The sequence below is a fragment of the Streptomyces sp. NPDC021080 genome (genome assembly GCF_044333225.1).
GTDB lineage: Bacteria > Actinomycetota > Actinomycetes > Streptomycetales > Streptomycetaceae > Streptomyces.
Map to the genome: position 1 here is coordinate 215108 of NZ_JBIRQM010000017.1, position 10781 is coordinate 225888.

General features: G+C 66.3%; 13 protein-coding genes and 2 pseudogenes. 7 read left to right on the forward strand and 8 right to left on the reverse strand.

Features of this window, described 5'->3' with window-relative positions; genetic code table 11:
* Positions 1 to 354: 354 nt before the first annotated feature.
* On the forward strand, positions 355 to 1038 hold the full coding sequence (locus ACH4S8_RS35340) for a hypothetical protein (RefSeq protein WP_398401529.1): 684 nt from the start codon (positions 355 to 357) through the stop codon (positions 1036 to 1038).
* Positions 1039 to 1141: 103 nt separating this feature from the next.
* Here the strand turns inward: ACH4S8_RS35340 and ACH4S8_RS35345 are convergent, their stop codons facing one another.
* The 5 genes and pseudogenes from ACH4S8_RS35345 to ACH4S8_RS35365 form a co-directional block, all read right to left on the reverse strand.
* Complete coding sequence (locus tag ACH4S8_RS35345; protein ID WP_398401531.1) at positions 1142 to 1480, reverse strand: hypothetical protein; 339 nt, start codon at positions 1478 to 1480, stop codon at positions 1142 to 1144.
* Positions 1477 to 2347, reverse strand: a pseudogene (locus tag ACH4S8_RS35350) (IS5 family transposase). Before ACH4S8_RS35350 ends, ACH4S8_RS35345 begins: the two are co-directional and overlap by 4 nt.
* Positions 2348 to 2671: 324 nt before the next feature.
* On the reverse strand, positions 2672 to 3028 hold the full coding sequence (locus ACH4S8_RS35355; protein ID WP_398401533.1) for a hypothetical protein: 357 nt from the start codon (positions 3026 to 3028) through the stop codon (positions 2672 to 2674).
* A 277-nt stretch (positions 3029 to 3305) separates the two neighbouring features.
* Complete coding sequence (locus ACH4S8_RS35360; protein WP_398401535.1) at positions 3306 to 3635, reverse strand: transposase; 330 nt, start codon at positions 3633 to 3635, stop codon at positions 3306 to 3308.
* Between the two features lie 66 nt (positions 3636 to 3701).
* Positions 3702 to 3785: a transposase gene (locus tag ACH4S8_RS35365; protein WP_398401571.1), complete on the reverse strand. Its 84-nt coding sequence runs from the start codon at positions 3783 to 3785 to the stop codon at positions 3702 to 3704.
* A gap of 29 nt (positions 3786 to 3814) precedes the next feature.
* Between ACH4S8_RS35365 and ACH4S8_RS35370 the strand changes: the two genes are divergently transcribed.
* Positions 3815 to 4611 (forward strand): IS5 family transposase gene (locus ACH4S8_RS35370; protein ID WP_398401537.1). Its coding sequence is split into 2 segments (ribosomal slippage): positions 3815 to 4130 and positions 4130 to 4611, totalling 798 coding nucleotides; the frame shifts between segments, so codons are not numbered across the junction.
* On the opposite strand, the gene ACH4S8_RS35375 is transcribed toward ACH4S8_RS35370, so the two are convergent.
* Positions 4593 to 5060 (reverse strand): DUF5959 family protein, encoded by a 468-nt coding sequence (locus ACH4S8_RS35375; RefSeq protein ID WP_398401539.1) that lies wholly within the window; start codon positions 5058 to 5060, stop codon positions 4593 to 4595. The genes ACH4S8_RS35370 and ACH4S8_RS35375 overlap by 19 nt on opposite strands.
* 492 nt (positions 5061 to 5552) lie before the next feature.
* Between ACH4S8_RS35375 and ACH4S8_RS35380 the strand changes: the two genes are divergently transcribed.
* Positions 5553 to 5717 carry a transposase gene (locus ACH4S8_RS35380; RefSeq protein WP_398401541.1) on the forward strand — a complete coding sequence of 55 codons (165 nt, stop codon included), beginning with the start codon at positions 5553 to 5555 and terminating at the stop codon, positions 5715 to 5717.
* On the forward strand, positions 5702 to 6316 hold the full coding sequence (locus ACH4S8_RS35385; RefSeq protein ID WP_398401543.1) for a DUF4158 domain-containing protein: 615 nt from the start codon (positions 5702 to 5704) through the stop codon (positions 6314 to 6316). Before ACH4S8_RS35380 ends, ACH4S8_RS35385 begins: the two co-directional genes overlap by 16 nt.
* Before the next feature lie 147 nt (positions 6317 to 6463).
* Here ACH4S8_RS35385 and ACH4S8_RS35390 read toward each other — a convergent pair.
* A pseudogene (locus ACH4S8_RS35390) lies at positions 6464 to 6976 on the reverse strand (ABC-2 transporter permease); the annotation flags it as partial.
* An 837-nt stretch (positions 6977 to 7813) separates the two neighbouring features.
* Between ACH4S8_RS35390 and ACH4S8_RS35395 the strand changes: the two are divergent.
* The 3 genes from ACH4S8_RS35395 (at position 7814) to ACH4S8_RS35405 (ending at position 9568) form a co-directional block, all read left to right on the forward strand.
* A complete protein-coding gene (locus ACH4S8_RS35395; protein WP_398401545.1) occupies positions 7814 to 8563 on the forward strand; it encodes a hypothetical protein in 750 nt (249 codons plus the stop codon).
* A gap of 208 nt (positions 8564 to 8771) precedes the next feature.
* Positions 8772 to 8951 (forward strand): hypothetical protein, encoded by a 180-nt coding sequence (locus ACH4S8_RS35400; protein WP_398401547.1) that lies wholly within the window; start codon positions 8772 to 8774, stop codon positions 8949 to 8951.
* Between the two features lie 29 nt (positions 8952 to 8980).
* Entirely contained in the window at positions 8981 to 9568 is a 588-nt protein-coding gene (locus ACH4S8_RS35405) for an SMI1/KNR4 family protein (RefSeq protein WP_398401549.1), read from the forward strand.
* Positions 9569 to 9682: 114 nt separating this feature from the next.
* Here the strand turns inward: ACH4S8_RS35405 and ACH4S8_RS35410 are convergent, their stop codons facing one another.
* Entirely contained in the window at positions 9683 to 10087 is a 405-nt protein-coding gene (locus ACH4S8_RS35410; protein WP_398401551.1) for a hypothetical protein, read from the reverse strand.
* Between the last annotated feature and the right edge of the window lie 694 nt (positions 10088 to 10781).

A 10781-nucleotide genomic window follows, 5' to 3' on the forward strand; every position in this document is an offset into this window, starting at 1 on the left:
CGTCAGTACGGCTCACTGCCGCTCCGCCACAGGGCGCAAACGGGCGTGAGCAGGGGTGCCTTGGGATCGGACAGGAGCGAATGCGCCGAAACGGACCCGCAATCACCGTCGTCGGCCACGTCCGCCACACCATCATCAGCAGCCACGATCACCCCGCGGCAGCCGCCCACCCATCCTCGAAACAGACACCTTCGCCAGGACAAGACCCTCTTTAAGGGGGCGGTTCGTGATCTCATGTCCGTTTCGGATATGGCGAATCACTTCAGTTGGCGAGTGAACGCGTCGGGGGCAATGGCTTGGCTGGAGGATTGCGGCTGTGGGGCCTCGTGACACGCCCGGCAGAGGTGCGTCACGATGATCGCTATGACCGACGGAATTACATGGCTTGCCGCTCCTCAGTCGATCGCCTTCGGTGGCTACAGCGTGGTGCTCGCTCGAGAGTTGGATGCCGAAGAGCTGGTGTCTCGGCTGACCGCGACAGTGTTCGGGCCGACGCGCACGGCGCGTAGTCTGGCCCACCTCACCAGCAAGGACCTGATCGATGTCGTGGAGGACGGCCCCTGGGACCCTTACCCCGCGATAGGTCTGCGTTATGGAGAGATCGGCGAATGGGTCTTCGTGGTCAAGTACGGTGGCTGGCAGGCGGAGTTCGGCCCGCAGTCGCCTGTTTCTCGGGGTGGTGCACACGTCTTCCAGCTGGAATTCGAAGAGGAGAACGGCAAGCCGGTACCGCCTCAGTTCTCCTATCTCCATGATGATCGTCTTATGTGTGCCTTCAATCTCCACCTGGACCGTTCATGGGGATACGACGGCGTGAACGGTGATCGCGAGGTGGCGGCACGCGTCGAGGAGATGCTGGCTGCTGCCGGCCTGCCAGACGCCAACATGCCTCGCCGGGAAGTGCACCGCACCGTACTGGAGATCATCGAACGATACTTCGGCCTTTCCCTGCCACGCAGGCAAGTCCTGGAGGCCGCGCTACCCGCTGTGGTCCTGGAGATCGCGGAGCCGGCAAATCCCTTCAACTCAAGCAGCTAGTCACATCGAGGTGAGGCCGCGGCAGGATTGCTGGTCGCTTACTACTTCCTGGCGAAGCCGCCGGCGTCGACTTCGGTGAGGACATCGAGTTTGACGAGGCGTTTCAGCTTGGCGCGGGTGCCTTCGATGTTCTTCGGCAGGAGTTCGTGGTCGAGGACTTCGCAGACGTCTCGGGCTCGGAGGGGTCAGTGGCCTCGTTGAAGACGGCGAGGATGCGGGGGTAGTCCGGGTGTTCGGGCAGGCCGGGTGAGACTGGGCTGGCTGGGAGCCGGTCCGCGAGGGCAGTGACGGTCTTGCGGGTAATCGCGAGGTGTTCGAGGTGGGTCTCGGCTTCCCGTAGCCGTCCCTGCAGTTCGGTGACCTGTGTGCGGAGGTCGTCGGCCAGGGCCCGGGTGGCGTCCTCCTGGATGTGGAGTGCGTCGAGCAGGGGCTGGACGTTCACGCGGTCACCGGCTGCGGGGCGCGCCAGGTGGGCGTGTTGGCGCCGGTGAGCCGACGGGCCATTACCTGGGCCATCGCCCAGTAGACGCGGGAGGCGGAGGAGGCTGGGTGGTGTTCGTAGTCGCGGACCAGGCGCCGGTGCAGTATCAGGATCCCGTAGGTCTGCTCGACTCTCCACCGCTTCGGCTGTGGGACGAACCCCTTGTCCTCCGGGTTGCGTTGGACGGTCTCGACGTCGATGCCCAGGAGGGTGCCGTGGGCGGCGACCTGGTCCTTGAAGCCCTGGTCGACGAGGGCTTTCTCGACGGTGCCACTGGTGTGTTCGGCGACCTGGTCGAGCAGGGCGATGCCCGCGGCGTTGTCGTGGGTGTTCGCGGAGAGGACGGTGACGGCGATGACGAGGCCCAGTACGTCCACGGCCAGGCCCCGCTTGCGGCCCGGCACCCGTTTCCCCGGGTCCAGGCCGGTCGTGGAGGCGGGGACCCCGGCAGCTACGTGGACACTCTGCGTGTCCAGCACCACCAGGGTCGGGTCCTCGGTCCTCTAATCGGCGGGCCCTCTCACGGACCTGGCAGCGCAGCAGTTCATGGATGACCTGGTCGGTCCCGTCGTCCCGCCACGCGGCAAAGTAGTAGTACGTCGCGCTCTTCGGCGGCAGGTCGTTGGGGAGGTGGGCCCACTGGCAGCCGGTCCGGCCCTGATAGAGGATCGCGTTCATGATCTCCCGCATCGCATAGGCGCCCTGGTGGCTGCTGACCGATCGGTGCCGGTCCTTCCACGCCGTGATCACCGGCTCGATCAACGACCACTGGCCATCCGATAAGTCGCTCGGGTACGGCTTGCGTTCACTCCCCCCCCGCCACCCCAACAGACCACCGCCCGTGGACCAGCGGATTCCGCTCGCACCCACACCATCAGGCGACGACAGAACCTCCCAAAGACTCACGAACCGACCTCTAGGGTCGTGTTTGAGATCTGGCCAGCCCAGGTTGTGTCGACGCGGTTGCCGTGCTCACTGTTGGCAGATGCCTCGGAAAGTCACAAGTCAGCTGAAGCCCAGCTCGGTGAAGGCGCAACCCCCGCGTTCGGCATAGGGCAACGCCTGCCGGGATACGAGTCTCGGAGTCTGCCGGAAGTACTGACGGAAACCGGAGGCCCGGAACTTCAACTCGAACGCGTGGCCTTCGATGTGCTAGAGCGGACAGTGTGCAAAGTTCGGGCGGGCATCGTCCGGCACCAACCGGTGCACCCTGTCGACCTCCAAGTCCAGGGCCAAACCCTTGAAGTCGAGGTCGCCTTCAAGGTCGAAGACATCGTCGAAGACGAGTGTCGCCGGAGAGACCCAGAACGAAAAGTGTTTCGCGGGCGGGACCGGGTGGACCCAGCGGACGATGTAATCAAGGTCGAGGAGAAGACGCGGCAGGATGTCGTTGGTCGGCTGAACGGACAACCCGTGGATGGTGACGTCATGCCACCCCATGTCTTCGAAATCTGCGTCGCTCCAGGTGCTCTTGGAGAGACCTGATTCCTCGTGGCTACCGTTGCCCATGTCCGCATCCAACCAGACACCGCAACGGAAGCAGCCACAGGCCAGGCGCGGACGAGAGGGGACGGGGCCTGGTCGTGAGGCCGGCCCACGTCGAGTGAGTCGACGGATCATGATGTCGATCATTGCCCAGCGGATCATGGTCTCGGACCGGGCCGGGCTGGCCTCGTAGTCGCGGGCCAGGCGCCGGTGGGAGGTGATCCGCGAGAGTGTGCGCTCAACGGCTCACCGCTTCGGCCGGACCTGGAAACCGCGCTGGCCCGGGGCCTTGGCACGATCTCTAGCTCGCGGTCGAGGACGGTATTGGTCTACTCCACGAGGCATCCGGTGAAGCCTTGGTTGCCCAGATCTTCCGCACGCCCGGGTGGTCTGGGCGGGTCCAGAGCAACGAACGCTTCGCACCGTCGAGGTCCTGGATGTTCGCTGCGACCACGTGGACCGCCAGAAGCAAGCCGAGGGTGTCCGTGACGATGAACCGCTTGCGGCCCTTCACCTTCTTCCCCGCATTGAACCCTCCGGTCGTCGCGGTCACCGTGCCGGCAGACCGAACCGACTGTGAATCGATCAATCCGGCGCTCGGCCCGGTGTCGCGCCCGACGGCACCGCGCACTTGGTCTCGCAGGGCGTCGTGGACCTGCTCGACAGTGCCGTCGTCGTGCCACCAGGTGAAATACCATTACACCGTCGGCCAGGGCGGAAAGTCCTTCGGTAGCTGCCGCCAGGCACATCCGGTCCGCACCACGTAGAAGATCGCGTCCACGATCCGCCGCCGCGGGTTCTTCTCTCGCCGTGCGCCCTTCGGCCCCGCCCTCGTCGCTGCTGCCCAAGGTCGAGCGGCGGACCCGGCATCCGGGACGCAAGCGGCATCCGGACCGGCTGGTTTTCCAGGGCATCCTGTTCGTCCTGCATACCGGGATCGCTTGGGAACATCTGCCGCAGGAAATCGGCTTCGGCTCAGGTATGACCTGCTGGCGCCGCCTGGCCGAGTGGACCGGGGCCGGGGTGTGGCCCCGGCTGCACGAGGTCCTCCTCGCGAAATTTCGCAGCACGGACGCCCTGGACTTCTCCCGGACAGCCGTCGACGGTTCCCACATCCGGGCGTTAAAAGGGGCCCCAAGACGGGACGAAGCCCTGTCGACCGGGGCAGGACGGGCAGCAAACACCACCTGATCGCCGACGCCACCGGTATCCCGCTCGCCGCCACCCTGACTGGCGGCAACCGTAACGACGTCACCCAGCTGATCCCGCTCCTCCAAGCCGTGCCGCCTGTTCGCGGCAAGCGCGGCAGGCCCCGGCGCCGCCCCGATGTGGTGCCGGGCGGCCGCGGCTACGACCACGACAAGTACCGCCGTCCAGTCCGGGAACTCGGCGTGAAGCCGATGATCGCCCGTCGCGGCACCGAGCACGGCTCTGGTCTGGGCACTCAACGCTGTGTCGTGGAAAGCGCCTTCGCCCACCTGTACTGGCTCCGCCGCCTGCGCATCCGCTGGGAGATCCGCGACGACATCCACGAAGCATTCCTTACCCTCGGATGCGCACTCATCTGCTGGCGCCGGCTCTCAACGGCTCAGCGCCGCCACTCGTAGGTGCCGGGAGAGGTCTTCACAACCTCCTGGGGCCAGGCAGCACGGACACGCTGCAGCCGTTCGTGGTGCTCATCGGCCCATCCGCCAGCCAGGCGCACCGGGACACGGACGGAGGTCCTCGATGCAGCCGCGTCCTCCACCACGAACACGGCAACCCCTTCCTGACCGGCCATCTCGAAGCGGATCTCAGGGTTGCGCCCGTCATCCATCCAGACGGCATTCCGCCCGGCTGCGAGCTCTCCCAGGACCTGTGACCAGCTGTCCAAGTCGTCCGGAGCCAGACACACATCGAGACGTCCTTGGGCGAACCCGCTTGTGACGACGATCTCCGCATCGAGGTAGTCGTGCATGGTCAACACCCCGGGCATCGTCCGGCCGAGAACCCGAACCTCAAGGCTGCTCTCCCCGTCGGCCAGACGGATGAGATCCTCAGTGCGGTCCTCGGCCACGTCCACTCCCCACTCTCGCATCGACTCTTGTCACCATGCACGTGCGTCAGCACTCGGCAGTATGGGGCATTGCGTTAGGAGTTCTTGGTGAGTTGCGGACGCTAGGGCCATCGCGAAAGCCGAAGAGGCCACCCCAGCCCAGGGCGCGTCTTCTGGATCTTGGTTCAGAGGGCTCCGGACGCTGCTGCCGGCACATATATTGACGGGGTGGACGAAGCCGAAGCGAGCGGTCAGGTGTGGAGGGACGAGGTTCGCGCGCGTCCGACAGCTGAGCAGGATCGGGACGCGTTGGCACGGCTTGTCGAGGTGGACGCAGACTCCTTCGAAGTCGAGTTGTACGAGCGAGCAGCAGACCCCCAAGTACTTTCGGTTGATCGCGCTCAGAGGTCGCGGGCTGGGCAGTACGCCAGGCATGTGCGACGGCTTCGAGAGCGTCAGCAGCGCCAAGGCAGTTGAGCAGTAGCCTTCGGATCATCTGAACGTTGATCGTGTGTGTCGTTGACTGACGCCCAGTGGGCGCGCCTCGATCCGTTGTTGCCGGACCGGACGTCTCGGCGGGGTGGGCGGTGGCGTGATCACCGGCAAGTGGTCGACGCGATCGCTTTCAAGTACCGGACCGGGACGCCGTGGACGGACCGCGGATGGGCCGCTTCCTGAAGTCGGACGAGCACCCGGGGGTGGTGGTCGACTTCGTCCGCCGCGCGGTGGAGCTGTCGGAGGGAACCGTGCCGTTGTGGGCGACGGGCCGGACGGGGGAGCGGCAGCGTACGGAGGTGCGCCGCCGAGTGGGGGCAACGTACGACCAGGCCGAGGCCCGCCGGATCGCGGAGGGATCGATCCGGAAGGAGGCCGTGGCGAAGAACCGCCCGGCGGACCTGATCAACATCGCGTCGGAGAAGGTGGTGGCGGCCGGGCGGGGGCTGCCCGTGTTCTCCACGCTCAACGCGATGGCCTCGACGGTCCGCAAAGAGGTGAACGCGTCGATCCGCGCGGGCATCCACGACCGGATGAGCGCGGTGGAGCGGGCGGGGCTGCTGCGGCTGCTGGAGGAACGTGACGCAGACGGCACCACGCATTACAACCGGCTGAAGAAGTCCGCGCAGAGCCCGACCTGGTCGCACTTCAAGCGGTTCGGCGAGTACAGCACGTACGAGCTCGCCGTCGAGCCGGAGGCGTACGACCCCAAGCTCGACGTCGACTTCACCCCGCTGCGCGAGCAGGACCTGACTGTCGTCGGCTTCGGCCAGGCCGCCTGAATGGCGAAGGACCCCGCTGTCTCCGCCACCGTACGCACGGTCGGGCTGTGCGTGCGGCCTTGGCGCATGCGCCGCCAGGACCGCGGACGTCAGTATGGCGGCTGCGCCGGCCACCCAGACAAGCGGCAGCCAGGCCTGGATCGACGCGATGGTCAGGTGCAGCCGGTAGACGGCCAGCATGACCAGCGCCAGTGGCATGGTGGTGCCCAGGACGCTGATGCGGGCGTACCCGACCCGGATCAGCAGCGGGAACTGGATCGCGATGTTGACGGCGAACAGCGCCCAGGCCAGTGTCAGCATCGTCTCCAGGGTGCGACCGCCGAACGGTACGCCCTCGGCCCGCGCGAGGATAACGGCCGGCGCCGTGCCTGCGGTGACGCTGGCGACAAAGCTCGCCAGCGCCCAGGCGTAGTGCCCGAGGAGCACCGTGCGGCGAGGCAGGGGCAGGACGGCGTACAGCGTCTCCAGGCCCGCCTTGTCGGCGACCACGAACGGGTGCACGGCGATCAACGGCGCGAGCAGCACCGCGAGCGCCGGTACGACATGATCAGGGTTGCGGGCGAGCACCAGGACCAGCAGGCCGAACACCAGCAGGCCCTGGGTCCGGTACGGCGCGACGGTACGCAGGTGCAGCACGGCCATACGGGCGACGGCGCTCATGCGATCGCCCCGCGCCGGCCGTTCCGCGTTGCTGCGGGCTTTGGCGGCCGCGATCCGATGTGGATGGCGATCTCCCACAGTGCGTTGACGCACGATGCGGAGGGCGGCACCTCAACGCCGATGTTGTCGGACCGCTCCCGCCATGCCTCCGTCCGGTCCCTGGCGAGGTACGCCCGGCCCGGCGTCGACGCCGTCGCCCAGTACGTCGCCGAGCGTGACCCTGCGGTCCGCCGGCAGAGGTGGATCCGGACGCCCAGGGCTTCAAATCAACTACTGCGGCTTCTGGGCTTACCTCGGCGTTCCCCCAACGTGATGGCGAAGGCCCAGAGTTCGACGTTCGTCGGGCCGAACTCCAGGTTGAAGTCGTTCCGGTCCTCCCCGAGCCGTTCGATGCAACCGGCAATGCCAACCAGCTCAATTCGGGCGGGCCGGTGGCGCCACGCGACGGTGCACCAGCCCGCATCTACGTGTCTTTGGAGGACTCTTCGTGGACTGGTCGTACAGGAAGGTCACTTCCTTCGACGTCAGAAACTGCTCCCGGTCTGCACTTCCTCCTGCCCTGGGTTTCGACCGCCCGGTTTTTGGGGCTGGTCACCGGGATACTCGCCTCAACCGACCTGCGGTCGGGCGGTTGTTGGTTGTCATGGTTGGTGGTTGGCCTCGGAGGTTCCGTACAGGTTCCAGGGCTCGACCCGTCGCCATCGGGGTCGGGCCGTACCGTGTCGGGCCGTCGGGCCGCCACGAAGGGAAGATCAAGAAGGCATCGACGCCTCTCCGGCAGACCTAATAGGATGCGGCGCTCAATCCAACCGCGATCATGCAAAGAGGGGGCGCGGGATGCTACTGACGTGCCGGAAGTGTCGACAGCGTGAAGTTGCTTTTGACGGGATCAAAGGACTGTGTCCGGTCTGTCAGCAGGAGAGCGACGCGTCGAAGCCGCCTCAGCGCCGCGGGCGCAACGACAAGGCGGCGTTGCTGGTCCAGTCCAAAGTGAGTCCCGGTCGGGTCTCGCTGTCGGGCCCACTGCTTACGGTGCTGGCCGCAGCCGCGGTAGCCATCGTCAACGAGGTCGTACGGTTCTCCGCCGAGCGCACGCGGGCTCACCAATGGGCCTTGATCGCCGCCGACAACGGCTACGACCGGCAGGCTTTGCACAGCGCGCTCCAGACGATCAGCACCACGGGCGTGTTGCGCTTCGTAGCCTTCATGGCAGTTCTGTATGCCTACCAGCGGTGGGCGCGCGTCGGCCATGCGAACGCCATGTCACGCACCGACATCGGGCTGGGATGGATCAGAGCCCTGCCAGGCGGCAGCGGAGTCGTCTGGGCCTACGGCGCGTGGTTCCTGTCGGTTTTCGCCGCGCTCTACGTCTCGTTCGTGACCAACTCCAGCCTCCAGACGCCCGACGACTACGAGACCGCGGCGAACATCGATGCCGGCTACAGCCTGGTCCGAATAGTTCTGGCCGTCCTGCTGAGCGTGTTCTCCGTGCAGTTGACCCTTGGACTGAACAAGCTGCTGGCCACGCCGCAGACGATGGACGTGGCCGACCGGCCCGTCGAGCTGCAGACCGTCGACGAGGAGTAACGCGCCACGGCCGGCCGTAACGCCGCCTTGAGCAGGGCACGGAGAGCCGCTAGCGCTAGAGGTCGCGATAGCGGCTCTACGCCCAGGAAGAGCAAGGCGGATACCCGGCCTGACCCGTCGGCACGGTCAGCGGACCGAGTGGCTGCGCGCGACGTCGGCTGCGGTCGGTCTCGCCCCGGCGGGCCGTGCCGGCGCCCGCCTGAGCTCCGTGCTCGGGGTCTGCGTCATCCGGAGCACCGTCCTGTGCCTGGTCGATGCTGTCCCCGAGCCGGAAGTGCCCGCCCCGCGTGTGGTCGGCGTTGACGAGTACGCGACCCGCAAGGGCTGCCACTACAACATCGTTCTCGTCGACGTCGAGACCTGCCGCCCCGTTGACCTGCTGCGATAGATTGCGGGCGACACGAGAGAAGAGCTCGCATGGACTCCCGCATCCCGCGGTTGCGACGCAAGCTGGCACGCATCCCCTACCTGCCCAACCGGAGCCACTCCTTTGGGGAGGAGCGGCACGAATTTCGTCTCGGCCCCCGCCTCACCAAGGGGCAGGCAGAGGCCTTTCAGGCCGAGCACGACGTGGAACTCCCGCAGCCCTATCGAGACTTCCTCATCAACATGGGCGGCAGCGGTGCGTCTCCGTACTACGGACTGATCCCGTTGGAGGACTGCACGCTCTTCACGATGGACCTCAGAGACGCCAGCGCGGGCTCAAGAGGATTCAGCCGGGCCTATCGCCCCACCCGCCGTGGTGACCTGTTCCTGCACGCCATCGAACGCGGCTGCAGCGATCTCGTCCTCATCGGCATAACCGGCCCTCTCACCGGGCGCATGCTCATCGGCAACGCAGACGGCTTCTGGGGCCCGAACGTCTCCTCAGCCCCGGACTTTCTCGCCTGGTACGAACGATGGCTCGACCACATGGCTGCCGGACAGGACAACCGGGCTCTGGAGCTCACCTCCCCCCAGCTCCGAGCGCATTCGATTCGGCAACGGCTCGCTCACTCGCCATGACCACTCCACGACGGCCCAGGGGGCGTGAAGCCAGGGGGGAACGAGCTGGTCAGGCCGCCAGTCGCCTCAGTGGCGCTGGTATTGAATGCGGCCTCTGGCGGGGTGCGGCGACTCCTAGTTCCGCTTGCCGTAGGTCGCTGCCATCACCGCGGCCACGACGATCAGTATCACCACGGACAGGAAGCCGTAGATCCAGACCGCCGTGAGCCGGTCAAGCTTCATCTTGACGCCGGGGTTGTCCTGTTGGGCGATGGAATGCTTGATCAGACGGCTGCGGACCGGAGCGATGGCGATGGGGACAGAGGTGATTGCGGTGCTGTACATGAACAGGATCGGAGATGCCGGACCGGACCGGAGCAGGCTCGATCCAAGGACGGCGGTGAAGAGCACGGGACCGCCGAGGTAGAACAACCACTTCCGCTGTCTACTCTGCTGTTCCGGTGTGCGTCGCGGATCGGCCTGGTACCTCATCCCAGTGGCCAACGCCGGTACGGCGATCATGAAGAAGGCCGTCGCCACCGCTGCGATCAGCCACCAACCGCGCTCGGGTATCGAAAACAACAACGCCCTCGTTCCTGCCGTCTCAGCGGCTTGATCATCCTGTCGGGCCCTCGGCGATGCCCGGAGATGATCGTTGACGATGCGGGGCTGACAGTCCAGACCTCCAGGGGCATTCGACAGGGAGGGCAACCATGCTGGAAACGCCGCCACTTCGAGGTACGGGACATCAGCCGTGACGCAGCCGAACGTCGCGGGGCTCGGCCGCCCGGCAGACGCCAGGCGCGCGAGCCCCGCGAACCCTCCACGATGCGAGGAAGGGGCCGTTCGGACTCAAGCGCGACCGCGCACTCGTTTCACCGGCGCTGCACCCTCGTTCCTGACGATCGGCCTTCTGATCCGTAGCTCTACAGAGATCGGCCATCAGCGGCCATACAGGCTGCCGAACGGGGGGTGAGGGACGCCGACGGCCCTGGTCGGTTGCTGTACTTCGCTGCTGTACCGCCACCAAATGTTGCCGCGCGACACCCGCTTTAGGAGCGAGGTTGGACAAGTGCTCGTCTTGACCTGCGAACTGTTCACTTGGGCGGACGGGTCTGCCGCACGATCGGGTGACATCTTGACCTGCCCCACGGTTTGGGTTCCAGCTGCGGTGGCTAACTGGCGGCGGGGGGGGTGTCTTGTGCGGAGAGTAGTTCGTACTCGATGGGGGTGC

Excerpts from the sequence above, each read along its gene's own strand:
- ACH4S8_RS35395 (WP_398401545.1), top strand. The coding sequence starts at position 7,814 with ATGCTACTGACGTGCCGGAAGTGTCGACAGCGTGAAGTTGCTTTTGAC.
- ACH4S8_RS35405 (WP_398401549.1), top strand. The coding sequence starts at position 8,981 with ATGGACTCCCGCATCCCGCGGTTGCGACGCAAGCTGGCACGCATCCCC.
- ACH4S8_RS35340 (WP_398401529.1), top strand. The coding sequence starts at position 355 with ATGATCGCTATGACCGACGGAATTACATGGCTTGCCGCTCCTCAGTCG.
- ACH4S8_RS35355 (WP_398401533.1), bottom strand. The coding sequence starts at position 3,028 with ATGGGCAACGGTAGCCACGAGGAATCAGGTCTCTCCAAGAGCACCTGG.
- ACH4S8_RS35385 (WP_398401543.1), top strand. The coding sequence starts at position 5,702 with ATGGGCCGCTTCCTGAAGTCGGACGAGCACCCGGGGGTGGTGGTCGAC.